This is a genomic window from uncultured Hyphomicrobium sp. (assembly GCF_902826555.1).
In the GTDB taxonomy this organism is placed as follows: Bacteria; Pseudomonadota; Alphaproteobacteria; order Rhizobiales; family Hyphomicrobiaceae; genus Hyphomicrobium_C.
This window is the reverse complement of the sequence record NZ_CADEFI010000012.1, coordinates 60,102-85,804: the sequence shown is the minus strand read 5'-3', so window position 1 is coordinate 85,804 and position 25,703 is coordinate 60,102. Positions and strand designations below refer to the sequence as shown.

General features: G+C 63.9%; 27 protein-coding genes, 1 tRNA gene and 1 pseudogene. 13 read left to right on the top strand and 16 right to left on the bottom strand.

The genetic code is table 11. The features are described from left to right. Positions 1-170: 170 nt before the first annotated feature. The 3 genes from QZV93_RS07700 to QZV93_RS07690 all read left to right on the top strand — a co-directional run bounded on the left by QZV93_RS07700 (position 171) and on the right by QZV93_RS07690 (position 2,152). Positions 171-341: a DUF3311 domain-containing protein gene (locus tag QZV93_RS07700; protein ID WP_295557340.1), complete on the top strand. Its 171-nt coding sequence runs from the start codon at positions 171-173 to the stop codon at positions 339-341. After that, positions 338-1,873 carry a monocarboxylate uptake permease MctP gene (gene mctP / locus QZV93_RS07695; protein WP_295557338.1) on the top strand — a complete coding sequence of 512 codons (1,536 nt, stop codon included), beginning with the start codon at positions 338-340 and terminating at the stop codon, positions 1,871-1,873. Before QZV93_RS07700 ends, mctP begins: the two co-directional genes overlap by 4 nt. Positions 1,874-1,984: 111 nt before the next feature. After that, on the top strand, positions 1,985-2,152 hold the full coding sequence (locus QZV93_RS07690) for a hypothetical protein (RefSeq protein WP_295557336.1): 168 nt from the start codon (positions 1,985-1,987) through the stop codon (positions 2,150-2,152). Between the two features lie 100 nt (positions 2,153-2,252). Here the strand turns inward: QZV93_RS07690 and QZV93_RS07685 are convergent. Continuing rightward, positions 2,253-2,342 (bottom strand) — tRNA-Ser (locus tag QZV93_RS07685). A 228-nt stretch (positions 2,343-2,570) separates the two neighbouring features. Here QZV93_RS07685 and QZV93_RS07680 point away from each other — a divergent pair. From QZV93_RS07680 to QZV93_RS07665, 4 genes are all read left to right on the top strand, one after another. Further along, a complete protein-coding gene (locus tag QZV93_RS07680) occupies positions 2,571-3,530 on the top strand; it encodes a septal ring lytic transglycosylase RlpA family protein (protein WP_295557334.1) in 960 nt (319 codons plus the stop codon). Positions 3,531-3,656: 126 nt separating this feature from the next. Further along, positions 3,657-5,135, top strand: coding sequence for a Do family serine endopeptidase (locus tag QZV93_RS07675; RefSeq protein WP_295557333.1), 1,479 nt, complete (start codon positions 3,657-3,659; stop codon positions 5,133-5,135). 221 nt (positions 5,136-5,356) lie between these two features. Then, the gene (locus QZV93_RS07670) at positions 5,357-6,670 is read left to right on the top strand and encodes a replication-associated recombination protein A (protein WP_295557332.1); all 1,314 of its coding nucleotides are present in this window, start codon (positions 5,357-5,359) and stop codon (positions 6,668-6,670) included. A 106-nt stretch (positions 6,671-6,776) separates the two neighbouring features. After that, the gene (locus tag QZV93_RS07665; RefSeq protein WP_295557330.1) at positions 6,777-7,211 is read left to right on the top strand and encodes an MgtC/SapB family protein; all 435 of its coding nucleotides are present in this window, start codon (positions 6,777-6,779) and stop codon (positions 7,209-7,211) included. Between the two features lie 44 nt (positions 7,212-7,255). Here QZV93_RS07665 and QZV93_RS07660 read toward each other — a convergent pair whose 3' ends face one another. Both QZV93_RS07660 and QZV93_RS07655 read right to left on the bottom strand, forming a co-directional pair. Continuing rightward, the gene (locus QZV93_RS07660) at positions 7,256-7,822 is read right to left on the bottom strand and encodes a cytochrome P460 family protein (RefSeq protein ID WP_295557328.1); all 567 of its coding nucleotides are present in this window, start codon (positions 7,820-7,822) and stop codon (positions 7,256-7,258) included. 58 nt (positions 7,823-7,880) lie between these two features. Beyond that, positions 7,881-7,970: pseudogene (locus QZV93_RS07655) on the bottom strand (3-oxoacyl-ACP reductase); the annotation flags it as partial. Positions 7,971-8,330: 360 nt separating this feature from the next. Here QZV93_RS07655 and QZV93_RS07650 point away from each other — a divergent pair. The 5 genes from QZV93_RS07650 (at position 8,331) to QZV93_RS07630 (ending at position 11,763) form a co-directional block, all read left to right on the top strand. Beyond that, the gene (locus QZV93_RS07650; RefSeq protein WP_295557326.1) at positions 8,331-8,876 is read left to right on the top strand and encodes a type VI secretion system amidase effector protein Tae4; all 546 of its coding nucleotides are present in this window, start codon (positions 8,331-8,333) and stop codon (positions 8,874-8,876) included. Positions 8,877-8,912: 36 nt separating this feature from the next. Then, positions 8,913-9,149, top strand: a complete 237-nt coding sequence (locus tag QZV93_RS07645) for a hypothetical protein (protein WP_295557324.1) — start codon at positions 8,913-8,915, stop codon at positions 9,147-9,149. A gap of 144 nt (positions 9,150-9,293) precedes the next feature. Continuing rightward, a complete protein-coding gene (locus QZV93_RS07640) occupies positions 9,294-10,307 on the top strand; it encodes an RluA family pseudouridine synthase (RefSeq protein ID WP_295557322.1) in 1,014 nt (337 codons plus the stop codon). Next, entirely contained in the window at positions 10,304-10,987 is a 684-nt protein-coding gene (locus QZV93_RS07635) for an HAD-IA family hydrolase (protein WP_295557320.1), read from the top strand. The genes QZV93_RS07640 and QZV93_RS07635 overlap by 4 nt, the downstream gene beginning before the upstream one ends. After that, positions 10,984-11,763 (top strand): ATP12 family protein, encoded by a 780-nt coding sequence (locus tag QZV93_RS07630; RefSeq protein ID WP_295557318.1) that lies wholly within the window; start codon positions 10,984-10,986, stop codon positions 11,761-11,763. The genes QZV93_RS07635 and QZV93_RS07630 overlap by 4 nt, the downstream gene beginning before the upstream one ends. Here the strand turns inward: QZV93_RS07630 and QZV93_RS07625 are convergent. Beyond that, positions 11,726-12,247: an MgtC/SapB family protein gene (locus tag QZV93_RS07625; protein WP_295557317.1), complete on the bottom strand. Its 522-nt coding sequence runs from the start codon at positions 12,245-12,247 to the stop codon at positions 11,726-11,728. The genes QZV93_RS07630 and QZV93_RS07625 overlap by 38 nt on opposite strands. 74 nt (positions 12,248-12,321) lie before the next feature. Next, on the bottom strand, positions 12,322-12,552 hold the full coding sequence (locus QZV93_RS07620) for a hypothetical protein (protein ID WP_295557315.1): 231 nt from the start codon (positions 12,550-12,552) through the stop codon (positions 12,322-12,324). Positions 12,553-12,706: 154 nt separating this feature from the next. On the opposite strand from QZV93_RS07620, the gene QZV93_RS07615 reads away from it, so the two are divergent. Then, a complete protein-coding gene (locus QZV93_RS07615) occupies positions 12,707-13,222 on the top strand; it encodes a pilus assembly protein N-terminal domain-containing protein (protein WP_295557313.1) in 516 nt (171 codons plus the stop codon). Between the two features lie 53 nt (positions 13,223-13,275). Here the strand turns inward: QZV93_RS07615 and lpxA are convergent, their stop codons facing one another. The 11 genes from lpxA to tsf all read right to left on the bottom strand — a co-directional run bounded on the left by lpxA (position 13,276) and on the right by tsf (position 25,600). After that, positions 13,276-14,079, bottom strand: a complete 804-nt coding sequence (gene lpxA, locus QZV93_RS07610) for an acyl-ACP--UDP-N-acetylglucosamine O-acyltransferase (protein WP_295557311.1) — start codon at positions 14,077-14,079, stop codon at positions 13,276-13,278. Next, positions 14,072-14,572, bottom strand: coding sequence for a 3-hydroxyacyl-ACP dehydratase FabZ (fabZ, locus tag QZV93_RS07605; RefSeq protein ID WP_295557310.1), 501 nt, complete (start codon positions 14,570-14,572; stop codon positions 14,072-14,074). The genes lpxA and fabZ overlap by 8 nt, the downstream gene beginning before the upstream one ends. 63 nt (positions 14,573-14,635) lie before the next feature. After that, positions 14,636-15,694 (bottom strand): UDP-3-O-(3-hydroxymyristoyl)glucosamine N-acyltransferase, encoded by a 1,059-nt coding sequence (gene lpxD / locus QZV93_RS07600; RefSeq protein ID WP_295557309.1) that lies wholly within the window; start codon positions 15,692-15,694, stop codon positions 14,636-14,638. A 245-nt stretch (positions 15,695-15,939) separates the two neighbouring features. Next, positions 15,940-18,312, bottom strand: coding sequence for an outer membrane protein assembly factor BamA (gene bamA / locus QZV93_RS07595; protein ID WP_295557307.1), 2,373 nt, complete (start codon positions 18,310-18,312; stop codon positions 15,940-15,942). Positions 18,313-18,574: 262 nt separating this feature from the next. After that, positions 18,575-19,981 carry an RIP metalloprotease RseP gene (gene rseP, locus QZV93_RS07590; RefSeq protein ID WP_295557305.1) on the bottom strand — a complete coding sequence of 469 codons (1,407 nt, stop codon included), beginning with the start codon at positions 19,979-19,981 and terminating at the stop codon, positions 18,575-18,577. Positions 19,982-20,053: 72 nt separating this feature from the next. Beyond that, positions 20,054-21,307, bottom strand: coding sequence for a 1-deoxy-D-xylulose-5-phosphate reductoisomerase (gene dxr, locus QZV93_RS07585; RefSeq protein ID WP_295557303.1), 1,254 nt, complete (start codon positions 21,305-21,307; stop codon positions 20,054-20,056). 34 nt (positions 21,308-21,341) lie between these two features. Further along, positions 21,342-22,208 carry a phosphatidate cytidylyltransferase gene (locus tag QZV93_RS07580; protein ID WP_295557302.1) on the bottom strand — a complete coding sequence of 289 codons (867 nt, stop codon included), beginning with the start codon at positions 22,206-22,208 and terminating at the stop codon, positions 21,342-21,344. A 12-nt stretch (positions 22,209-22,220) separates the two neighbouring features. Next, a complete protein-coding gene (locus QZV93_RS07575; protein ID WP_295557300.1) occupies positions 22,221-22,979 on the bottom strand; it encodes an isoprenyl transferase in 759 nt (252 codons plus the stop codon). Positions 22,980-23,155: 176 nt separating this feature from the next. Continuing rightward, entirely contained in the window at positions 23,156-23,719 is a 564-nt protein-coding gene (frr, locus tag QZV93_RS07570) for a ribosome recycling factor (RefSeq protein WP_295557298.1), read from the bottom strand. Between the two features lie 81 nt (positions 23,720-23,800). Beyond that, positions 23,801-24,526 (bottom strand): UMP kinase, encoded by a 726-nt coding sequence (pyrH, locus tag QZV93_RS07565; protein ID WP_295557296.1) that lies wholly within the window; start codon positions 24,524-24,526, stop codon positions 23,801-23,803. A 114-nt stretch (positions 24,527-24,640) separates the two neighbouring features. Next, positions 24,641-25,600, bottom strand: a complete 960-nt coding sequence (tsf, locus tag QZV93_RS07560; RefSeq protein WP_295557294.1) for a translation elongation factor Ts — start codon at positions 25,598-25,600, stop codon at positions 24,641-24,643. Positions 25,601-25,703 lie beyond the last annotated feature (103 nt).

Genomic DNA, 25,703 nt, shown 5'->3' with positions numbered 1-25,703 from the left:
CCTCGCCGTCATCCTCGAAGACGTCCGCCAGCTCGTGCTTTGAAAATCGCGAGGGCAGGAATCGGTGATATCTGGTTTTCGCACCCTTGCGCAGGAGGAGCCCTCGCGCGCGTCATGTGTCCCGATCTCCGCCGGGATACGGTGGGTTAAAAGCTACTAGGGAGGGAAGAATGAAGTATGCGTTGCTCGGTCTGCCCTGCGCCATCGCGCTGGCAGCCCCTCTGTACAATTCCATTGAGCCGAAGCTCTTCGGCTTTCCGTTCTTCTTCTGGTCTCAACTTGCTCTCATACCGCTGACCGTGGTCTGCGTTCTCGTCGTGTACATCGGAGTGCGCCGGTGATTGAGCAACTGAACTGGACGGCAACGTACGTCTTTCTTGCTTTCTTCGCGTTGGTCACCATCCTCGGGTTTATTGCCTCGCGATGGAGACGCGCCGATCTAGATCTGCTGCACGAATGGGGACTCGGGGGCCGTCGCTTTGGCCCATGGGTGAGCTGGTTCCTTATTGGCGGTGACCTTTACACCGCCTACACCGTCATCGCCGTGCCCGCGCTCGTCTATGCCGTCGGGGCATACGGGTTCTTTGCCATTCCCTACACCATCATCATCTACCCATTTCTCTTTCTAGTGTTTCCGCGCATGTGGAACGTGACGCACAAACGCGGCTACATCACTGCGGGCGATTTCGTCTTCGGGCGCTACGGCAACCGGTGGCTCGAACTCGCGATCGCGGCAACCGGCATTCTCGCTACGATGCCCTACATTGCGCTGCAGCTCGTCGGCATCGAGAAGGTCATTCATGCGCTCGGGTTCCAGGACGACGGCCTGATGGGTCATGTTCCTCTGACGATCGCATTCGTGATTCTGGCGCTCTACACGTACACGAGCGGCCTCAGAGCTCCCGCCATGATCGCGTTTGTCAAGGACATCATGATCTATGTATTCGTTCTGGCGGCCATCATCATCATTCCTGCCGAGCTCGGCGGATACGAGAAGATCTTCGATACGGCCGCTGCTGCATATGCTGCGAAAGGCGGCACTGCCGGACTCACGCTCACAAATGCGCAGATCATCCCCTATATTACCGTCGCGCTCGGATCCGCTATGGCTTTGTTCATCTACCCGCATTCGCTCACGGGCATCTTGTCCGCCTCAAGCGGAGACGCGATCAAGCGGAATGCCATTGCGTTGCCGGCCTTCTCTGTTGTCCTCGGACTGGTAGGGCTCCTGGGCGTCATGGCGCATGCAGCCGGTGTTAACGTGAGTAACCCTCAGGATGTCGTGCCCCAGCTCGTCCTCAAAATGTTTCCGGACTGGTTCGTGGGTTTTTGTTTCGCGGCCATAGCTATTGGCGCGCTCGTCCCCGCGGCGGTCATGTCGATCGGTGCCGCCAACACCTTCACGCGCAATATATGGAAGCCGTTCGTCCATCAGGAGATGTCGGCTCGGGAGGAGACGATCCTCGCGAAGTTAACATCTCTTGTGGTCAAGCTCGGAGCGCTTCTCGTCATCTTCTTCGTTCCCACCAAGTTCGCAATCGACTTCCAGTTGCTCGGCGGTATGTGGATGATCCAGTGCTTTCCGGCGATCATCTTTGGCCTCTATACGCGATGGTTCACCGGATGGAGCTTATTGGCGGGCTGGGCGGTCGGCATGGCGGTCGGCACGTACCTCGCGTGGGGGCCCGTATCGTGGACGCCGACACACGCAGTCTTCGATTGGTTCCTCGCCTACAACGGCATCATCGCGGTAGGTCTCAACATCGTCGTCGCGGTCATGGTGACGTTGCTGGCTCCAGTCGCGGCACCGGACGAGACCGAACCCGCTGACTACATTGGGGATAGCTGCGCAGGCAAAGCTGTGGGAGCCTAGCGAACCGCGTGCTCGCGCAAAAGCGCGAAACGGCCACTGTCGCTGATGTAGGAGCGTTCTTTCCAAATCGACAAAGCAGACATTTGGCCCGAGTTCGTTGAGTGGCAGGAGGTGGCAGCTAAGCTTGCCCGCTTCTACACGATGAGCCCGCAGGAGCAGAAAACTGCTGTTTGCGAAGACTGGGCGGATGATCTTTGCAACGCAGGTCATATTCGCTTGCAGGTCGCGCTGGAGCGGATTGTCGGCAAGAGAACGATGATGGCGACGTTCGCTGAATAACCGCAGCGACGTTCGGGCGATTTGCATTGTTGGTAGGATTGCGGGTCGCCCGCACAATCAGTAGTAAAATACAATAATATCAGATTATTAAACGGAAATCTGGCGGAGGGAGTGGGATTCGAACCCACGGTGGGCTTGCACCCACGCCGGTTTTCAAGACCGGTGCCTTAAACCACTCGACCATCCCTCCAGGATCCGGCTTGCCTAGCACGGAAGCGCAGGAACCTACACAGTCCGGCGAGCCCTCTCAAGAACCGGTTAGCGCTTCGTAAATTCCATGCGCGGGCGGACACTTAACGGGATCGCAAGGGCTATCTGCCATTCTGCCACGGCTCCTGGGGAAGACCGCGCCAACAAGCGGCGTCCGCGAGCGACTAGGCAGGATAGGCCCCGCCAAGGGGTCAATGGGATGGCGTTTATGTCGCGTATTCACGGCGAGGGCACACGTGTGCCCCGGCACGCCTGTGCCGTTCTCCGATCGGGCTCTCATCTTCAGAGCGCAAGCACGCCTCTGCTGGCGTTGGCGGTATCGCTGACCGCGGCGCTGGGCGGCTGTGCGGGCAGCCAGAGCGTGGTCTCGAGCAGCTTCACGGGCCCCTCGGCGGGCTCGCCGATGTTCCCGGAATCGAAATGGGGCGTCTCCGCCAGCCGCCGCGTGGCCGGCGAAGGCGAGCGCGTTCCCAAGGGTGGCGGCGTCTACAAGGTCGGCGAGCCTTATCAGGTGGGCGGACGCTGGTACAAGCCGCGCGAGCAGCCCGAGTATGATCGCGTCGGCGTCGCGTCCTGGTATGGCAGCGACTTTCACGGTCGCCACACGGCCAACGGCGAGGTGTTCGACATGCACGCGCTGACGGCGGCTCATCCGACGCTGCCGATGCCGAGCTATGCGTACGTGACCAATCTCACCAACAACCGCACCATTCTTGTGCGCGTCAACGATCGCGGCCCCTATGTCGGCGAGCGCATGATCGATTTGTCCAAGGCATCGGCCGACGCGCTGGGCCTGCGCGGCCGCGGCACGGGGCGCGTGCGCGTGCGCTACGCGGGACCGGCACCGCTCGACGGCAACGACGCGCGCGAGCGCCAGTTCGCCGCCACGCGGCCCTGGACCGCCGGCGGCGAGATTGCCGCCGTGGAAAGCGCAGTCTCGGCACATGAGTATGCGAACTACCAGAACTCGGTTCGCAGCCGTCCCACCGCTTGGCGGTCGCCCCCGGGTGAGGAGCGCATGACCGCCATGGCACCCCCCCGGGGCCAGAGCTTCGGCCGCGATCCCGACCTGCCCTACGGCCAGAGCTACGCCGATGCGCGCCCGAGCGGCGGCGGCGGCGAATTGTGGTCGCCCGAACGCTACCGGTCGACCATCGCCGCCCGCTGAACATTACATCCCCGAAAGGTTTTGCGCCCGCCTGCGGACGGACGCTCGTGACGCCTTCCGCCCGCCCGGTCCCTGTCCTATATCCTCCCGGCGAGGGAATGGGACACTCTGCACAAGGACCGGATAATGTCGCGCAGACTCAAGGAATTCGCCGCGCTGGTTGGGGTAGGCCTGCTCGGCGCGCTGGCGGTTTCCGCTCTTGATAGGCATCAAGCCGAGGCGCAGCTTCTCGACAATCTGTTTCCAAAGGAGTCCAAGGAGGCGCCGGCGCCCCGCGAGGTCCCTCCGTCGCGCGAGATGGCGCAATACTCCTTTGCACCGATCGTCCGCAAAGCCGCGCCCGCCGTTGTCAACGTCTACGTCCAGCGGCGCGTGCAGACGTTCTCCTCGCCGTTCGCCAACGATCCCTTTTTCCGTCAGTTTTTCGGCGACGCCTTTGGCCAGCCGTCCGAGCGCATCCAGAGTTCGCTCGGCTCCGGCGTCATCGTCAGCCCCGACGGCATCGTCGTGACCAACACGCACGTCATCCGCGGGCGCGGCGAGACGGAGATCCGCGTCGCGCTGGCCGACAAGCGCGAGTTCGACGCTAAGGTTCTGACGCAGGATGACAAGACCGACATCGCCATCCTCAAGATCGAGAACGGCGACCAACGTTTCCCGACGCTCGATTTCGAGGACTCGGACACGCTCGAGGTCGGCGACATGGTGCTGGCCATCGGCAACCCGTTCGGCGTCGGACAGACGGTGACGAGCGGCATCGTCTCCGCCCTTGCCCGCAGCGAGATTGGCAATTCGGATTCGCAGATCTTCATTCAGACCGACGCAGCCATCAATCCGGGCAACTCGGGCGGCGCCTTGGTCGACATGTCGGGCAAGCTCGTCGGCATCAACACCATGATCTTCTCGCAGTCCGGCGGCTCGCAGGGGATCGGCTTCGCTATTCCGTCCAATCTGGTGCGGCTCTACGCACAAGGCGCAGCCGAGGGCCGCAAGGTCGAGCGGCCTTGGCTCGGCGCCCGCCTGGAGACGGTCACGCGCGATGTCGCCGGCGGCCTTGGCCTGGATCGCGTTGCGGGCGCCGTCGTCTCGCGCGTATCCGACAACGGTCCGGCCGCGAACGCCGGCCTCAAAGCGGGCGACGTGATCGTGCATGTGGATGGGTTCGAGGTGGCGGATGCCCGCGCCGTCCAGTACCGGCTCACGACCCGCGGCATCGGTCAGAAATCGAAGCTCGACGTTATACGCAAGGGCGCGCCGCAAAGCATCGAGATGACGCTCGTGGCCGCGCCGCAGCCCGGCCGCGATGATGTGCGCAATCTCGCCGGCCAGCACCCGTTGGACGGCGCCCGCGTCTCGAATATCCTGCCCGGCGTCGCCGACGAACTCGGCATCGATGAAAGCGAGGGCGTGGTTGTCCTATCCGTACGCCGCTCGTCGACGGCTTCGCGGCTCGGCTTCCAGCCCGGTGACATCATTGTCGAGATCTCGGGATCCCCGGTTGCAAGCGTCCGCGAGCTGGAAAACCTGCTGGCAGCGCGCCAGCGCATGTGGCTCGTCGCCGTGCGCCGTGGCGACAAGGTATTTAACCTGCAGGTCCCGGGCTAGTTTTCCGCAGCCCGGCTCGACACTTCGCGACGCACTAACGTGTCATCCTGGGCCTTGTGCCCAGGATCCAAGTCTCCGCCTGGGAGAACGGTGGAATTGGGCACCGCGCGGCGCAGGTGCGCCTCTCCACCCCGCTGCGCGATCATCCTCGGGACAAGCCCGAGAATGACAGTGGAGGGCGCGCTTGCACATCCGCCCCGGAAAGTCTCTAACATCGCTTCATGAGCAACCTCTTCGAAGCCGCAGGATTGGAGAAGGGCGCCCCGCGCCCGCTCGCGGACCGCCTGCGCCCCAAGACATTGTCGGAGGTCGCCGGTCAGCCTCATCTTGTTGGCCCCGACGGCACCTTGACGCGCTTCCTCGCCGCCGGCCGCCTGCCGAGCTTGATCCTGTGGGGCCCTCCCGGCTGCGGCAAGACCACCGTAGCCCGCTTGCTCGCCCACGAGACCAAGCTCGAATTCGAGCAGCTGTCGGCCATCTTCTCGGGCGTTGCCGAGTTGCGCAAAGCCTTCGACCGGGCCAAGGCGCGGCGCGAGCAGGGCCGCGGAACACTGCTGTTCATCGATGAGATCCATCGCTTCAACCGCTCGCAGCAGGACAGTTTCCTCCCCTACATGGAGGACGGCACCATTACCCTCGTCGGAGCGACGACCGAGAATCCGTCGTTCGAGATCAACGCCGCCGTGCTGTCGCGCGCCTCCGTTCTGACGCTGAACCGTCTCGACGACGACGCGCTCGAAGACCTGGCGAAGCGTGCCGAGGCGGAGGAGAAGCGCCCGCTGCCCCTCGACGATGACGCGCGCGAGGCTTTGAAGTCCATGGCCGATGGCGACGGCCGCGCCATCCTCAACCTCGCGGAAGAGGTTTTTGCGACCGTGAAGCCGGGCGCCGAGGCGCTCGATCGCGCCGCGCTGGTCAAGCTCGTGCAGCGCCGCGCGCCGCTCTACGACAAGAGCCGCGAAGGCCACTACAACCTCATCTCGGCGTTGCACAAGGCCGTGCGCGGGTCCGACCCCGACGCGGCGCTCTACTATTTCTGCCGCATGCTCGACGGCGGAGAGGATCGCTTGTTCCTCGCGCGCCGTATCGTGCGCATGGCGGTGGAGGACATCGGGCTCGCCGATCCGCAGGCACTCGTCGTCGCCAATGCCGCCAAGGAAGCGTTTGATTTTCTCGGCAGTCCCGAGGGTGAGTTGGCGCTGGCGGAGGCGGTCATTTACGTCGCCACCGCGCCGAAATCCAATGCCAACTACGTTGCCTACAAGGCCGCCATGCGCGCCGCGAAAGAGCACGGCTCGCTTGCCCCGCCCAAGATCATCCTCAATGCGCCGACCAAGCTCATGGAGGACGAAGGCTACGGCGACGGCTATCTCTACGACCACGATCAGCCGGATGCCTTCTCCGGCCAGAACTATTTTCCCGACGACTTCAAGAAGCGTCCCAAGTTCTACGATCCGCCGGAGCGCGGCTTCGAGCGCGAGATCTCAAAACGCCTCGCCTACTGGGACAGCCTGCGCAAAAAGCGCGGGGAGTAGCGCCCGCTACGATCAGCCAATCGGGGTGGCGACTAAAGCGCAGCCCGTCAGCCGCCTGTCAGCTCCGCGCCGCTACACGTTCCAAAAATCGAAAAAGGAAACACGCATGAGCGGCTTTCTCTCCGGCTTGGAGGCCGATTTCGCAGTTAAACTCGCGCTGTGCTTGTTGCTCGGTACGGCAATTGGTGTTGAGCGCGAGCTTCGCAACAAGCCGGCCGGAATCAGCACCCACTGCTTTGTTATGGCGGGTGCCTGCCTATTCACTTTCATATCTACCGTTGCCGATCCTAACAGCCCCGCCCGCATAGCGGCGCAAGTGGTTTCAGGCGTTGGGTTCCTGGGCGCGGGTATGATCCTCAAGAGTGACAACAACAGCATCAGAAATCTGACCACGGCGTCAGCAATCTGGTTTGCTGCAGCCATTGGGATGGCCATCGGAATCGGCTGGTACGCTATCTCCGTAATTGCGTCTGTCTACGCGGTGGTCGTTCCGCGCATTCCGCATGTCAAGAGATGGAGGGAAAGCCAGCACGACGAGTGACATGTTGTCTTGAAAGGCCATGCGCGCCGCCCGTCAATCGCCGCTCACCTCCGCGAATACGAAGTAAAGATGTAATCCTTCGTCTGCGCCAATGAATGGCACGCGACCCCGCACTTCGCGTCGTTCCCCTGCGGGGCCGGATCTTTCTCGGTCCCAGGCGTGAAGGTGTCGGAAGCGGTGTCGTAGTTGAACGCGGCATAACCCCACCCGCCGCTGTCCGGATCCGTGAACCTCTTGCTGTCTTTGACGATGAAATCGACGTTTGCCTGCTCGCCCGGCAATTCCGTCGTGGGATCGGGAGCGTCGTCGCTCTTCACTGGCTTATAATGGACCTTGGCGATCTTGGAGCCCTCGGGGAACGGCTTGCCGTTTCCGGGCACGCCGGAACGATAAGCCTCCATCATCACCGGGTTGGCGAGGATGAGTGCGAAGGCGTGCTCGGTCTTGCTGATGGAGACGGCCTGCCAGTCTTCATAGCCCTTGAACTCCGAGAACGAGAGCCCGCCCGGAACTTGCACGGTATATTTGTCCTGCGCGGAGATGGCAGCGCCGCCCAACGCAGCGAAGAGTGTCGGAACAACGGCTATCATCCAGTATGAATTACGCGTCATGGCCATTTCTCCCGTATGCTTGGAAATCAAAATGCGTGCATCGAGTGCTCCGTCAAAAGACACCGCCATTGGTAATCATTGCCACCGACGCATTAAATCCCGCAATCGGGTGGTTCACAAGAGAAGTCGTTACACTGACGATGCTGCCGCTAAAGGGCACGGCATCGGTTATCTGCCCTCGACCTAGTGCGGCGAGCTAATCAGCAAGCGGGAACTGGTGCGCATCCTGCCGGCGTGGTCATCGCCGGAGATTTTCGTCCATGCGGTCTATTCGACGCGTCGTTTCATCTCGTCCAAGCTGCAAGTTAGACGACCTAAAGGCATGGAAGAGCCCGCTGTGGCTGCCGTCTGATTGATCGCCAGAATTTACCAAATGCCTCCTGCCGCCCGTTGCCAGTCTGCATCTGGCCAACGCCGTGGCCGCCGCATATAGTCCGGGCGCAAGGATCGGAGGGGGCACGGGAGCTCCGGTCGGGCGAACGAACGGGTCGACGTAGGGAAGCGTTTCATGATTGAATTCAACGATCTATGGCGCGGTCATCCGATCAATGAGAGCGTCACGACGCCATGCATAGCGCCTCACAATCTCACCAATCTTGAAGGCCAGCACATCCTGATGGGATTTCCGGTCTTTCATAACCAGTGCGCCATCCGCATGGGGGTGGCCCTGCGCCGGGCGGGCGTCCAGCCCTCGCAGCTCTCCGGCATCTCCCAATGCTCGGTGCACCCGCGCGAAGACATGCATTTCATCAATGCCAATCAGCTCGCCAACGGCCTCGCGCGCGCCAAGATCGACGGCATCGGCCCGATCGAGAAATTCATCGGCGCGGACGCCGCCGAGTTCTATCCGAAGATCTTCGGCCGCACCGGCATCATCTACATCCAGGACTATTGGCGCCGCTCCAGCGACGGCGACCGACCGACCGGCGATCACATCGACGTCTGGAATGGCTATCGCTCGTCGGCCAAATGGCTGATGGAGTGGTTCTCGTGGCTCGGCTACTACTCGAACTATGCTGGCGCGGGCGAGATTTGGTTCTGGGAAGTGAAATAAGCACGCGCGGGGTGCATTGAGGCACCGGAGGATCGAATGCGCTATTTCGTTGCCATCATTTTCGCGATCGTCGGCGCCGCGGTCGCCATGCACTTTCTAAGCGGCCCCGTGGCCGACTGGGCCGCGCTGCAGTTCAAGTACGAGAGCTCGGATCAAGCCGAGAACGTCAACCAGCTTGCGTTCATGGTCGTCAATCTCGCCGGCCTGATCGTCGGCTGGACCATCGGATGGGTGATCGGCGGTCCTCTCCGCGGCGGCGCACGGCCCGACTGACCGGGCCGCGGCTGCTGATCGGCGCCCGGCTTCCCGCCCTCCGGCCCTTTGCGAGAACATCCCGCCGCGACGCGTTGCACCTTGACCCGGCAGGCGGGGCGCCTCAATTACAGCCGGCGAACAATCGGGCTCCATGGGCAAGTGATGAATGACCGCGTAAGCGAGCGCGTCGAGACGATCGAAGTGGCCGAGCGCGAGGCGGGAATGCGCCTCGACCGCTGGTTCCGCGTGCGCTTTCCGGAGATCACCCACGGCTACCTGCAGAAGCTGCTCCGCTCGGGGCAGGTGAGGGTGAATGCGAAACGCGTCGAGGCCAAGGATCGGGTGGAGGCCGGAGACCAGGTTCGCGTGCCGAAAGCGGCCCGTGCGCCGCGCGAGGGGAGCCCCGCGGCAAAGGCAGCTGGCGCTCCCGGCGCATCGAAGGCCGATCGCGAGCTGATCGAAGGCATGATCCTCTACGAGGACGACGACGTTCTCGTGCTCAACAAGCCGTTCGGCATCGCCGTCCAGGGCGGAACCGGCACCCGCCGTCATATCGACGGCATCCTCGCCGGCATGTCCGATCGCTTCGGCGATCGCCCGCGTCTCGTGCACCGCCTCGATCGTGATACGACCGGCGTTCTCCTCGTCGCAAAACACCGCGCCGCGGCGGCCAAGCTTGGCCGCATCTTTCAGACCCGTTCGGCGGCCAAGACCTACTGGGCTCTCGTCCGCGGCGTGCCCAAGCCGCCCCAGGGCAAGGTCGAAGCTGCGCTCGTGAAGGCGTCCGGCCCCGAGGGCGACCGCGTGCGCAAGGCGCGTCCCGGCGAGCAGAAGGAGGCCATGCACGCCACCACGCATTATTCCGTGGTCGACCGCGTGGCCCACAAGGCGGCATGGGTTTCGCTGAAACCGGTCACCGGGCGGCAGCATCAGCTGCGCGCGCATATGGAGCTGATCGGCCATCCCATCGTGGGCGACAACAAGTACGATGGCGGCATGGACCTTCCGGCCGAAAACATCGAGCCGAAGCTCCATCTCCACGCGCGCCGGCTCATCATTCCCCATCCCACGCGATCGGAAAAGATCGACGTGTCCGCCCCCTTGCCGCCGCATATGCTCGGAAGCTGGGACCTTCTGGGTCTCGATCCGCGCCGCTTCGACAAGGACGACGGATGACGAAGCTCGTCATATTCGATTGTGACGGCACGCTCGTCGACAGCCAGCATGCCATCGTTGCGGCGATGACGGATGCCTTCGCGTCGGAAGGATTGTCGCCTCCGCCGCGCGAGCGGATCGTCAATGTGGTCGGGCTTTCGCTCGCTATTGCGGTCGCCCGTCTCGTGCCGGAGGGCAGCGACCTGGACCGCGTCGATCGCCTGACCGAGTCATACAAGGCCGCATTTGCAGAGCGTCGCCGCCAACCCGGCCATTCCGAGCCGCTCTACGACGGTGTGCGGAGCACATTGCAGCGATTGGCGGCGCGCGACGACGTACAACTGGCCATCGCCACCGGTAAATCGCGCCGCGGCGTCAATGCCGTGCTCGAGCGCGAAAGGCTTACGGAGCTCTTCGTCTCTATCCAGACCGCCGACACCCACCCTTCCAAGCCTCATCCGTCGATGATCCTCGCCGCGATGGACGAGACGGCGGCGGCGCCCGCCGACACGGTGATGATTGGCGACACCGTCTACGACATCGAGATGGCGCACGCAGCCGGAACTCCGTCCATCGGCGTGACCTGGGGCTATCATCCGGAGGCGGCCTTGCGAGACGCGGGCGCACACGATGTCACGGCCGACTGTCCCGCACTGGAGCGCGCGCTCGACCGCATCATTTTCCGGCGGCCCACCGCATGACGCGCGACGACAAATCCGACGGCGGGAACACCCCTCCGAAGATCCCCGGCAAGGAGGCATTGCGCGCACCACTTCCAAAGCGCTTCTACGAACGCGCCGCTGTCGAAGCGCGCGACGGAGCGTATGCGGTGCAACTCGATGGCCGAAACGTGCGCACGCCGGGCAAGCGCGAGCTCGCCGTGCCGGCGCGCGAGCTGGCCGAGGCCATTGCCGCCGAGTGGCAGCACCAGGGCGAGCGCATCGACCCCGCGACCATGCCGCTGACGCGTCTCGTCAACTCCGCCATCGATGCGGTGGACGAGCGCAAGAGCGAGGTCGCCGGGGACATAGTCGCCTTCGCGGGCAGCGACCTGCTCTGCTATCGCGCCGAGACGCCGGCCGCGCTGGTGCGCCGGCAAGCGGAGGCTTGGAATCCGATCCTGAGTTGGGCCAAGGACGAGATGGGTGTCGACCTCGTCCTGCGCGCCGGGCTGATGCCGGTCGCACAGCCGCCGGCGTCCATGGACGCCATACGTCGCGCGCTCGACGGAATCGACGCCTTGAGCCTTGCGGCGCTGCATGTGCTGACGACGATCAGCGGTTCGGCGCTCATCGCCTTGGCCCTTTGGCGCGGGCGTCTTTCGGTCGAGGAGGCCTGGGAGATGGCCACCTTGGACGAGACGTGGCAGCGCGAGCAGTGGGGACGGGACGCGGAGGCGGAGGCCTATGCTGCACAGCGGCGCGCCGAGTTCGAAGCCGCTAACCGCTGCCTTCGTTTTCTTCGCTCTCGTCAATAAATATGGATTCGGCAGGCTTGCTCCCGTTTGGCGTGAGCATTCCGACGAACCTCAGAATGACGAACGAGAGCAGGGCGGCGAAGATAGCGAGCAGGTAATGCCCCGCTCCGACCGCGACCCCGAGCGCGCCGGCCATCCACATGCCGGCCCCGGTCGTGAGACCGTGCACCGTGCCGCGTCCTTGAATGATGGTACCGGCTGCGAGAAACGCCACGCCTGCGGTCACCGCCTCGATGATACGGATCGGATCGGAGTTCCCGCCAGGGCTTTTCTCGTTGATCGTCTCATGGATTTCGAAGGTCAGCACCGTGAATACGCACGACGCCAGCGCCACCATCATGTAGGTGCGAAGTCCGGCCGGACGATCCTTCTCCTCGCGGTCCCATCCGAGCACGCCCGCCAGGACCGTGGAAAGCACCAAGCGAAACGCGACCTCGAGATAGGCGAAGGCGCCTGCAGGAAAGAAAAGTTCGAGAGACGACAATCGACCGGCCTCCGAATGAACGTAATCGACGTTACGATAAGTTCGCATGCGGAGGAACGGAAATTCGTAACTTATCAATCGCCGTTCTTATCGCGCGGAACGGTGATGTCGACTCCCGGCGCCTGAATGCGCGTCTTGTCGTTATCGCTTTCAATACGCGTGCCCGGCGCCTCGATCCGCGTTCCGCCGACATTGGTGCCGGCCGTCGGCCCGGAAGACTCCAACGCGCCGCTTTGGGCCAGAAACACGGCGCCGCCCAGGAGGACGAACAACGAAGCGATCACGAGCAACGTGGTGCGTGACATGCCAACCTCTCGCAATGATGGGATTTTCAGGTGAAACGCCCAGCACGCCGTCCGGGTTCCATGCGGCCGGGCCCGCTTTTGGAGCATCCGTTAGAGCTTCGTTTACCCAATCGGCGCCAAATGGTGAGAGTCCAACTTAGAGGAGTGGCCAGCCGTGCCGACCGCTGCCGTTTCCGTGCGCCGACCCGACCTGAGCCTTGCTGCGATGCTCGCCTCGGGCCTCGTGATGGCGCTGGCTGTGTGCCTCGCCTCCACACACGCAAAGGCCGCTGACCTCGTCGTCGCCTACGATCAGTCGCAGCTCCTGCGCCTGCCGCGCCCCGTGTCGAGCATCATTATCGGCAACCCGTCGATCGCCGACGTGGCGATCCAGGGTGGCAATCTGCTTGTCGTCACCGGCAAGACCTTCGGCGTGACGAACATCATCGCGCTCGACGACCAGCGCAACATCATCCAGGACCAGCGCATTGTGGTAACTCGCGACGAGGTCCGCATTGTCAATCTGACGAAGGGTGGACTGCGCCAGTCCTACAGCTGCACGCCGAACTGCTCGCCGACCCTGACCATCGGCGATGACAAGGACTACTTTGACACGATCTCGAAACACTCCTCGACAAAGACCCAGATCTCCGAGGGCACCGGCACCGGGGGCGGAGACGCGCAACAGTAAGCGCTGGCACGGCGACGCGCGCCGCGATTGAGTGCAGGCAAGATCGAAGCGGCCTAGGCTTCCGCCCCGTTCTTCGGCGTGCACATGGATCGCTTACCGCCGGCCTTGATGAAGGCGACGATCTCCATCACCGTTGGATGGTCCTTGAACTCCTCGGCCACGTCCGCGACGCGCTCGAGCAAGGTCCCCTCCTGGGCGAACAGGAGCCGGTAGGCGCGCCGCAGGTCATGGATTTGGCTGCGTGAGAAGTCGCGCCGTTGCAGTCCGACGATATTGAGCCCCGAGAGATGCGCCCGGTTGCCGAGGGCCATGCCGTACGGAATGAGGTCCTGCTCGAGACCGCTCATGCCGCCGAGGAACGAGTGGGCTCCCACGCGTGCGAACTGGATCACGGCCGCGCCGCCGCCGATGATGGCGAAGTCTCCCACCTCGCAATGCCCGGCCAGCATGACATTGTTCGAGAAGATCACGTTGCTGCCGACGTGGCAGTCGTGGCCGACGTGCGAGTTTGCGAGGAATGCACACGCGTTGCCGACGACGGTCTTCATGCCGCCGCCCGCCGTGCCCGGGTTGATCGTCACGCCCTCTCGGATCAGGCAGTCGGTGCCGATATCGAGCGTCGACGGTTCGCCCTTGTACTTGAGGTCCTGTGGCTGGTGGCCGATGGAGGCGAATGGGAAGATGCGCGTGCGCGCGCCGATCGAGGTGTGGCCCGCCACCACCACGTGGCTCGCAAGTTCGACACCGTCACCGAGCGAGACGTTCGCCCCGACAACCGAGTAGGGGCCCACGATCACGCCATCGCCGAGCCTGGCGCCATCCTCAACGATGGCTGTGGGGTGGATCTTGTTAGCCATTCTTCGCCGCGAATGCACGAGCCTCTGCCGTATCTGCGAGCATGGCGCTGATCTCGGCTTCCGCCACCGTGTGGCCGTCGACCTTGGCCTCCCCGTAGAAACGCCAGACGCGGCCGCGATTGCGGATCTTGCGCACGTGGTAATGCAGCTGGTCGCCGGGCAGCACGGGTTTGCGGAACTTGGCTTTGTCGATGCCCATGAAATACACGAGCTCGGTCTTGTAGTCCTCGCCGAGGCTATGCACGCAGAGCGCGCCCGCCGTCTGTGCCAGCCCCTCGATGATGAGCACGCCCGGCATCACCGGGAATTGCGGAAAGTGGCCTTGGAAGAACGGCTCGTTGATGGTCACGTTCTTGATGCCGACGCAGGTCTCGTCACCGTTGATGTCGTAGATGCGGTCGAGGAGCAGGAAAGGGTAGCGGTGAGGCAGCAGCTTGAGAATCTTGCTGATGTCTGCCGTCTTCATGGCCGGCTTCTTCGTTGCGTCGTCCATCCAAGTCTCACTCCGTTCGGCCCGCCGGATCTTCTCCGTGTCGGGCGCATGATTCTCAGTTCGTCAGGAGTCGCCTGCTCCGTCGTCGGGATTGCTCCCCGGACGGCGCGCCAGCCGCCTCAAAGCGGCGACTTCGCGGGCCCACTCCTTGAATGGTCGTGCCGGCGTGCCCGCCATGACTGCTCCAGCCGGAACATCATTTTTCGCATGAGAGCCGCCTGCGAGTTGCGCTCCCTGGCCGACTTTGATGTGCCCGACCAATCCGGCCTGACCGCCCATGACCACATAGTCGCCAAGCTCGGCGGAGCCCGCAATACCGACCTGCCCGACGATCACGCAGTGCCGCCCGATGACGACGTTGTGCCCGATCTGGACCAGATTATCAATTTTGGTGCCCTCGCCGATGATCGTATCCTTAAGAGCCCCGCGATCGATGGTCGAGTTGGCGCCGATTTCCACGTCGTCCTGGATGATGACGCGCCCGACCTGCGGCACTTTCAGGTGCCCCTGCGCGCCCATGGCAAATCCGAAGCCATCCTGGCCGATCCGCACCCCGGCGTGCAGGATCACCCGGTCTCCGACGAGCGCGTGGACGACCGAAACGAGCGGGCCGACGTAGCAGTCTCGGCCTATGGTTACCCGGTATCCGACGACGGCACCTGCCGCGATCCGGGTCCCCCGGCCGATGCGGGCCTCGGGCCCTATGACGGCGCCAGGCTCGACCTCGACGCCCTCCTCGAGCACCGCGGAGGGCGAGATGCGCTCTTGCTCACCAGCCGCGCCGGCCTTGCTCCGCATGGCCCCGGGATAGAAGAGCGCGAGCGCCCGGGCGAAGGCAGGATAGGGCGCGCGGGCGACGATAGGAACCGTGCCGGCAGGAACGCGGTCCGCGAACTTGGCCGAGACCAGGCAGGCGCCGGCCTTGGTCTCGAGAAGTTGCGACAAATACTTTCGGTTATCGAAGAAGGACAGGTCGCTGGGCGACGCCTCGGAAAGCGGTTGCATTCCCTTGAGCTTGAGCGCGGCCACATCCGTCCCGCCCCGCACTTCGGACTGCGTGGCGGCAGCGATCTCTTGCAGACTGAACGGCCCGGCGATGTCGAAAAAACCGGGATGATTCATGGGCGAGGCCTTCAGGGTCCTGAGGGGTTGCGGCAAAGGGATCGCGGCGGATGGGCGGCCCGGATCCGGGAGGCCCCTGCGAATGCGAGGCCATAGGCCGCCGCGCCCCTCTCATAAGACCAGAAGTGCCCGCGGTCCAGCCGATCTGAGGACAATTCCACCCCGGCCGGCGGGGAGCCGGCTCGGCGAATAAGAAAAGCCCGGCAGGGATTTCTGCCGGGCTTTCTTCGATAGCTTGGCCGAGCTTAGAACTTGGTCGAGGCGCCGAAGCGGAAGAATTGCTCTTCGTCGTACTTCTCTTTGCTGAGCGCCTTCGCGAAGTCCATGCGGATCGGGCCGACCGGCGAGTTCCACATGATGCTGGCACCGACCGACGAGCGGATCGTGCTGTCGTCGGCCAGGGTGATGCCGTTCTCGGCGTTCGACTTGCCGTCCAGGCTCTTGGCCAGATCGTTGGCGTTGAACAGCGAGCCCGCGTCCGCGAATACCGCACCCGAAAGTCCGAGGTCGTCGGGGATGAACGGCAGCGGGAAGCGAACCTCCGCCGTGCTTGCCCAGAACGTCGAGCCACCGATCGCGTCGTTCGTGCGCAGATCGCGCGGGCCGAAGCCGCCGCGATCGAAGCCGCGGATCGTCTCGCCGCCGCGGTAGTAAAGGTCGGTCAGGCGAATATCGTCGCCGCCCCAGCCTTCGATATGGCCGCCGGTGACACGGCCGACGAAGGTGATCTTCTCGCTGATCGGATAGTAGAAGCGCCCTTCACCGTTCACGCGTACGTACTGCACGTCACCGCCAAGACCGGCCATGTCGGTCGCGAGCTGCAGATAGTAGCCGCTATTCGGGTTCTTGGGATGGTTGCGCTTGTCGTAGGTGAGCGAGGTGCCGATCGAGGAAGCGAGCGAAGAGTCGCCACGTGTTTCGATTTCTTCGACCACGACGTTGGAGACCCGGTCGTAGTACTTACTCTCGACGTCGATCGTGCTGTACTCGAGCGTATAGCCCGTCTGCATCCAGAGCTCTTCGGAGAGCGGGAAGCCGAGGCGAACGGTGCCGCCGGTCCGCGTCGACGAGAAGCCCGATTCCTGGGTCTGGTCGACCTCCTTGTGGAAGAGATCGAAGCCCGCGGACAGGTTCTGATCGAGGAAGCGCGGCTCGGTGAACGACAGGTCGACCTGCATGCGCTCCAAGGAGCCCGCCAGACGCAGGCGCAGGAACTGGCCGTTGCCGAGCAGGTTGCGCTCGCTGATGCTGACGTCGCCGATCACGCCTTCCGAGGTCGAGTAGCCGGCACCGAACGACAGCTCGCCCGTGGACTGCTCGACGAGATCGACGTCGAGGACGACGCGGTCAGGCGAGGAGCCGGGCCGGCGCTTGATGTCCACCGACTTGAAGAAGCCGAGCGCGTTGAGGCGCTTCTTGGCGCGATCCACGAGCAGCGGATTGTAAGCGTCGCCTTCAGCCAGACGGAACTCGCGCCGGATCACGTAATCCTTGGTGCGGACGTTGCCGTTGATGTTGATGCGATCGATATAGATGCGCGGACCTTCATCGACGAGGTAGGCAAGCGTAATGGTGCGCGCGGCGGGATCGGGCACGGCGCGCGGGCGCACGCGAGCGAAGGCGAAGCCTTGCTCGGCGGTGACCAGCGTCAGCTTCTCCACCGATTTCTCGATGTCCGAGCCGTTATAGGTTTCGCCCTGGTGCGTCAGGATATCGCCGGTCAGCGTGTTCGGGTCGAGGCCGGCCAGCGAGTTCTCGATCGTGACCGGGCCGAACGTGTACTGCTCGCCCTCGTCGATGGCGAAGTTGACCGTGAAGCCCGAGCCCTCGCGATCGAGCTCGGCATTGGCGGCCACCACGCGCACGTCCGCATAGCCGTTCTTGAGATAGAACTGGCGCAGAAGCTCGCGGTCGAGGTTCATGCGGTCGGGGTCGTAGTAGGCGGTGCCCTTGAGGAAGTCGAACCAGCCGCTCTGCGTGGTCGAGATGATGTCGCGTAGCTGGGCATCCGAGAAGGCGTGGTTGCCGACGAAATTGATGCCCTGGACTTTCGTCGCTCCGCCTTCGTTAATCTCGAACACGAGATTCACGCGGCTCTGCTCGAGCTCGATGATCTTAGGTTCGACTGACGCGGCGTAGCGGCCCTGGCGCCGGTAGACGTCGAGAATGCGCTGCACGTCGCCCTGCACGCGGGCGCGGGTGTAGACGGAGCGCGGCTTGAGTTGGACTTCGGCCTTCAGCGTATCGGTATCGACCTCGCTGTTACCCTCGAAGGCGACCTGGTTGATGACCGGGTTCTCGACCACGTAGACGACGACGCTGTCGCCTTCCTGGTTGATCGAGACGTCGGCGAATAGGCCGGTTCCGAACAGGGCCTGAAGCGATTGGTCGACCTTGCCCGCATCGTAGGGCTGACCGACCGAGAATTGGAGATAGGAGCGCACGGTTTCCGGCTCGACGCGCCGATTGCCTTCGACGCGGATGTCACGCACCACGCCCTGGGCTTGCACCGGGGTCGAGAACGCCACGAACTGCGCGGCAAAACCTGCAGGAGCGGCGATCGCCAGCCATGACAGCAGGCGTAGCCCCCCCAACGACATGATCCGAAACTGCACCATGTGCGGATCTGCCTCGCCTTCTTGTGCCGACCCCCCTTAACCCGTGGAACCCCGTCGGCAAAGCGGTTCCCGAGCTGTCGTGTCGTGATGAGGTTTGACCCCCTGGGCGAAAGCCCCTCCAAACGCGCAAAAAAGAACCTAACTCGAAGCCCCCTGCCTCGAATCGCGTCGTCGGTGCCTTTCACTTTGGCATTCTTAACAAGCGGGTAAGGCACTGGGAAGTGGCAAGTTTACGTCACCCAAGGGAGATTCGAGGCGCCTTCTAACCGCCACCAAATAGCCACCTTTTTCCGACCCGCAGGATGTCGTTCAGGTTGACGAAAACGACCATCATCAGGATGACGGCGATACCGATCTGGAAGCCGATTTCCTGGACCCGCTGGCTGAGCGGGCGCCGGCGGATGGCTTCCATCGCGTAGAACACAAGATGGCCGCCGTCCAGAAGCGGAATAGGTAGCAAATTCAACAACCCGATATTGGCGGAGATGAGGGCCGTCCAGCGCAGCAGCGGCTCCCAGCCGAGCTCGACCACCCGTGCCGTCACCTCGGCCATGAGAATCGGCCCGCCGACCTGGTCGGCCGATTGGCGCCCGACGAAGATGTCGATGATCCCGGTAACCGTTTGAACGATGTTAGAATAAGTCTCGCGGATCCCCAGGCGAACCGCCTCCGGAAGCGAAACGGCGACCGGCGCCGGCCGGTCCGGCGAAACGCCGATGCGCCCCTGCTTGATGGGCGTCCCGTCCGGCTTCTTGCCGTCCACGGCAGCCGGGGTCACGGAAAGCGTGAGCAACTCCCCCTTGCGGTCGACGGTCAGGGTCAGCGCGCGTCCCGCAGCCGGCCCGACGGCGCTGACGAGGTCGTCGAAAGAGGAGATCGTCTTGCCGTCGATGGCCGTAATGGTATCCCCGGGAGCAAGTCCGGCCTTCTCGGCGGGTGAATCCGCCACCACCGTACCCACGCGGGCCGAAAGCACGCGCGTGATGCCGATATCGCCGAGGCGCAGGGTCACCCCAAGATCGCTCGGTTGCTCCTTGATGTCCGGAGTGACCCGGAAAGACCGCGTTTCGCCGTGACGGTCGACGGTGATGTCGAGCGAGCGTCCGGCGGCGGCCGTGACGATCTTGACCACGTCCTCGTAGGTCTCGATCGACCAGGTATCGATCTTGGTGATGACGTCGCCGGGCTTGATTCCAGCCTTTTCGGCGGGCATGCCGGCGACCACTTCGTCCACGCGCGCGGTGATCATCGATACGCCGTAGGCCGCATTGACGGCGGAATAGATCAGCGCCGCGACGAGGAAATTCGCCGCCGGACCGGCTGCCACCACCAGGGACCGCTGCCAGACGGGTTTGCCGTGAAATGAGCCGGGCGGAAGGTTCTCCGGCGTGACCGATGAGGGCTGGCTCGCAGCGTTGACGTCGTCGAGAAACTTGACGTAGCCGCCGAGCGGAATGGCCGCGATCCGCCAGCGTGTTCCGTGGCGGTCGTTGCGCGCCCAGAGCTCGCGTCCGAAGCCGATCGAGAAGGTCGTCACCGTGACGCCGCACCAGCGGGCGACCAGGAAGTGCCCGAGCTCGTGGAAGAACACCACCACGCCGAGCACGAACAGGAAGCCAAGGGCCTGCAGGAGAAACGTGAAAACCGGACTCATGAACCCTTCGATCATTCTGGTTAAATCCCGTCGGCTGAGGCTGAATTCCAGTTTTGTGGCACGCGCTGGAGGTAATCCGGCGAAGTCTTATCCGGGAAGCAACATCCGCGCCATGTTCCGCGCTTCGCCATCCACGGCGAGCACGTCATCGAGTGTAGCGACACCGCTAATGAGCCCCCGGCCTTCGGCCTTTTCAAGACAGGCTGCAGCCAGAGGCGCAATATCCAGGAACCCGATCCGCCGATCCAGGAACGCCTCGACCGCCACTTCATTGGCCGCGTTGAGCACCGCAGGCGCCGCGCCGCCGCGATGCAGCGCATCGATGGCGATTTTGAGGGCGGGAAAGCGCTCGTGATCCGGGGCCTCGAAGGTAAGGGTCTTGAGCGCCACGAGATCGAGCCGTGAAACCGGGGTCTCGAGGCGCTCCGGCCAGGAAAGCGCCAGCGCGATCGGCGTGCGCATGTCGGGGTGCGACATTTGCGCCATCACGGAGCCGTCCTCGAGCATGACGAGGCAGTGAACGACGGATTGCGGATGCACCACCGCTTCCAGTTGGTGCGCGCCCACGGGAAACAGATGGAAGGCCTCGATCAGTTCGAGCCCCTTGTTCATCAGCGTCGCGGAATCGATGGTGACCTTTGCCCCCATCGACCAATTCGGATGCCGGAGCGCTTCCTCGGGCGTGACGCGCGCGAGGCGGTCCTTGTCGTGGGTCCGGAACGGCCCGCCCGAAGCCGTCAGCACGATCTTCTCGATCGAGCGCGCCGGCGTCCGCCCGATCGCCTGGAAGGCGGCCGAATGTTCGCTGTCGACCGGCATCAGCTCGGCGCCGCTGCGCCCGACATGCTTGAGGAAGATGTCGCCGGCCGAGACGAGGCATTCCTTGTTGGCGAGTGCCACCCGCGAACCCTGCTCGGCGGCGGCGAACGTCGGCCTCAGCCCTGCTGCGCCGACAATGGCCGCCATCACGCAATGGGCCGGCTCCCGGGCCGCCGCTTCGATGGCCTCGGGCCCCGCCGCGGCGCGAATCCCCGTGCCCTCGAGGAGAGACTTGAGCTCGGCATAGCGCTCGGCTTCGCCGATGACCGCGACCTTCGCACGATGGGCCGTTGCGAGTTCTGCGAGACGCCGCACGTTGCACTGCGCGGTAAGCGCCACCACCTCGAACCGATCGGGATGACGGGCCACGAGATCGAGGGTGCTGGCGCCGATCGAGCCCGTGGCACCCAGCACGGAAAGCCGTAGCGGCTCCGTCGACGTTCGTTGCGCCCAAGCACCTGCGTCGGCCACGTCGTCCTGCTGGCGCATCGTGCTCGAGGATACGCTGACCGCGTGCGCCATGCTCAGTTGGCCTCCTTCGGAACTCTCACGGCGCTCAACGCCCGAAACCGGCAAACAATGCGTCGGCTGGCGCCTGCGGATCGAGGAACAGCACGGCGAGCGCAAGCGCCACCGCGACCGGTATCAGCCCGTCCATCCGGTCCATGAATCCGCCATGCCCCGGCAGGAGCTGGCTGGCGTCTTTCACGTTGAACGTCCGCTTGATCGCCGACTCCGCCAGATCCCCCATCTGCGCAATGATGCCCATGACGAGCCCGATGACGGCAAGCGCCTGCACAGGTGCCGAGATCCAATAGGCAAACAACGCGGCGATCGCAGACGCCGCGGCGATGCCGCCCAGGAACCCGCTCCAGGTCTTGTTGGGCGAGATCGCAGGCGCGAGCTTGGGCCCGCCGATCAGCCGTCCGGTCACGAAAGCGACGGTGTCGGTGGCCGCCACGACGAGAACGATGAACAGGATCGCGTGGAAGCCAAGGGGCTCGTTGCTGCGAAACCAGATGAGCGCAACCGCCGGCAAGCCGGCATAGAGAACGCCCGCAGCCGAAAGCAGCGGACGCGCCCCGAACTCCAGCGCCAGCACGATGATGGTGCCGATGATCAGCAGCGCGACGCCGAGCGCCACGAAGCCGAATGCAGCAAGCCCGACCGAGCCCGCCACCGCCAGGCCGTGCACGATGAGCGTGGCGTCGATCCCGTCCCCGCGCACGACGCCCGACCATTCCCAGCTCAGGAGCAGTGCCACCGCCAGCACGAAGCCGGCAAAGGGCAACACGCCGCCCCATGTCGCCGCGTAGGCAATGATCGCGAGCCCGATCGCCGAAACGACCCTCAGCCACACCTGCGAAGCCTGCGACGGTGGCGCGATTTCGTCGGCGGAAGCGAGCGTCCCCTGTTCCTCCATGACCGGCCTTTCCTAAGCCGTTGATCGACAGGGCAGGCCGCCGAAGCGGCGCTCGCGCGCCGTGTACTGTGAGATAGCCTCGAGCAGGAGTTCGCGGCCGAAATCCGGCCAATAGGCATCGAGAAACACGAACTCAGTGTAGGCGCACTGCCAGAGCAGGAAGTTCGAGAGACGGCACTCGCCGCTGGTGCGGATCAGCACATCCGGATCCGGCACGCCACCCGTATCGAGCGCCTGCGCCATGTGCTCGCTGGTGATCTCGCTGGGCGCGAGACGCCCTGCGGCGACCTCCTCCGCTAGCCGTCGCGCCGCGCGTGTGATCTCGCCGCGCGCGCCATAGTTGAAGGCGATGACGAGCGTCAGGCGTGTGTTGTCGCACGTCAGCTCGCAAGCTTCGTCGATCAGCGCCTTCATTTCCTGGTCGATGTTCTCGCGCTCGCCGATCACCATGACGCGCACGTTGTTCTGGTGCAGCTCTGCAAGATCCCTGCGGATGAAGCGCTTCATGAGCCCCATCAGGTCGTCGATCTCGTCCTGCGGACGCGACCAGTTCTCGGATGAAAAGCTGTAGAGCGTGAGATAGGGGATCGAGAGATCGATCGCGGCGGACACCGTTCGTCGCACCGCCTCGACACCCGACCGATGTCCGAGGGCGCGCGGCAGTCCGCGCTCCGCCGCCCATCGTCCGTTTCCGTCCATGATGATGGCGACGTGCCGCGGCATGATCGCCGCGTCGGAGGTCCTCTCGGAGGATTTCGATCTGTCTGCCACGGGCTCGAGCTTTATGTCGCTGGCTGAACTGAAAACTATGGTCGCCGTCTTGCGGGACGATGTACCGCGCCCCGCGCGAGCGTCGCACCCCACCGTACTCGATCCAGCAATCCGATCATATGGCTCACTTGAGTGCCGATATCCCGGGCCCGATCCTGGACCACGATCGCCCGACGTCAAACTTTATGGATCTCGGCTTCCTTGGTCGCCAGCGTCTGATCGATCTCTTTTACCAATTTATCGGTGAGCTCCTGCACCTTGACGGAGTTCTTCTTGTGCTCGTCCTCGCTCATCTTGCCGTCCTTCTCCAGTTTCTTGAGAAGGTCCATGCCGTCGCGGCGGACGTTCCGGACGGCCACGCGGTGCGCTTCGGCATACTTGTGCGCCTGTTTGGCGAGCTCCTGGCGCCGTTCGGCGGTCGGCGCCGGGATCGGCAGCCGTATCATGGTGCCGTCCACAATCGGATTGACACCGAGATTGGCTTCACGGATCGCCTTGTCGACCGCCTGCACGTTGGTCCGGTCCCAGACCTGGACCGAGATCATCCGTGCCTCGGGGACGGCGACGGTGGCGAGCTGGTTGAGCGGCATGCGGGAGCCGTAGACGTTGACCTGCACCGGATCGAGCAGATGAGCGCTCGCGCGGCCTGTACGCAATCCTGCAAGCTCGCGCTTCAGAGCATCGAGCGAGGCCCGCATCCGCGTCTCGATTTCCTTGAGATCGAATGAAGTGAGAGACACGGAGCTGTTCTCCTTGTTTTTGGTATGGGACCGGGCTGTCCGCCTCCGCGGCGAGTGTCGCCAATCACGGGAGCGCTGGGATTACCCTTGAATGACAGTGGCTCGGGCGCTTCCCTTGAGCAGCTTGATCACGTTGCCCGGCTCGTCGATGGAGAAAACAATTACCGGAAGATGATTGTCCCGGGCAAGGGCGATCGCAGCTCCATCCATGACCTTGAGATCCCTCGCGAGCACCTCCGAATAGCTGAGCTTATCGAAGCGCTTGGCGTTGGGATCCTTCTTAGGGTCGGCCGAATAGACGCCATCCACCTGCGTGGCTTTGGCGACCGCGTTGCACCCCATCTCGACCGCGCGCAGCGTCGCAGCGGTATCGGTTGTGAAGAACGGGTTGCCCGTTCCGGCAGCGAAGATGACTATTCTTTCCCGTTCCAGGTGATAGAGCGCCCGGTGACGCACATAGGGCTCGCACACCGTCGGCATCGGAATGGCGGACAACACGCGCGCAGGGGCTTTCGCCGCCTCGAGCGCGCTCTGCAGCGCCAGCGCGTTCATCACTGTCGCCAGCATGCCCATGTAGTCTGCGGTCGCCCGGTCCATGCCCTTGGCGGCGCCTTGCAAACCGCGGAAAATATTGCCTCCGCCCACCACCACCGAGAGCGCGCAGCCGGCCGCTCGGGCTTCGGCGAGGTCGGCGGCCAGCCGGTCGACGACGGAGGTGTCCAGCCCGTATCCGTTTTTACCCATCAGGGCTTCGCCGGAAAGCTTGACCAACAGGCGCGGGTACTTGAGCGATATGTCCGCTGTCATGACGGTCTCCGCGCTGTCCTCGACTCTGCTGCCGGTCTAGGCGGCCGCAGTTTGCCGCGTCGAGGCCGGCCTGGCAAAAAAAAGCCGGCGCGCACGCCGGCTTTTCCCGCTCGATTAGCTTTTCTTCGGCGCCGCGGCACCGACGGTCTTCGCCACTTCCGCAGCGAAGTCTTCGGTCTTCTTCTCGATGCCTTCGCCGAGCGCGTAGCGCACGAAGCCTGCGACCTTGACCGGGGCGCCGACGTCCTTTTCGGCCGACTTGAGGATCTCGGCCACCGTCGCCTTGCCGTCGATGACGAACACCTGCTTCAAGAGCACGGCCTGGCTGACGAATTCCTTCTGCAGGCGCCCTTCGCTGGCCTTGGCCAGGATCTCGTCCGACTTTCCGGCATTCTTCGGCTCGGCCTTGGCCTGCTCCACGTAGATCGCACGCTCGCGCTCGATGGCCTCTTTCGGGAGATCCTCGACGTTGACGACCAGCGGGTTGGCGGCCGCGATGTGCATGGCAAGCTGGCGGCCGAACTGCTCGAGAGCAGTCGTATCGCCGGCGCTGTCGAGTGCCACGAGCACGCCGATCTTGCCGACGCCGTCACCGGCCTTGTTGTGGACGTAGTCGGCCACGACGCCTTCCTTGACGGAAAGCGCGGCCGTACGCCGGAGGCCCATGTTCTCGCCGATGGTGGCGATGGCATCCTTGATCTTGTCGTCGACCGATCCGCTGCTGCCCGGGTACGCAGTCGCGAGCAGCTTCGCGACGTCGCCGTTGGCGTCGGCCGCGAGCGACGTGATCGTCTGCACGAGCTCCTGGAACTGCGGATTGCGCGCCACGAAGTCCGTTTCCGAGTTCACCTCGACAAGAGCGCCGGAGCGGACCTTTGAGCTAACGCCGATGAGGCCCTGCGCCGCGACGCGGTCCGACTTCTTGGCGGCCTTCGAGAGTCCCTTCTTCCGAAGAAGATCGACGGCGGCTTCCATGTCGCCGTTGGTCTCCTGGAGCGCCTGCTTGCAATCCATCATGCCGGCGCCGGTCTTGTCGCGCAGCTCTTTGACGGTTGCGGCGGAAATCGTGCTCATGAGTGCTCCTTTCGCACCCGGCTTGCGCCAGGGTGAGGTGGCTTATGAAATGCGGCGTGCGGGCCTTGAGGCCCGCACGAACGTCTCTGGGGCGCGTGGGCCG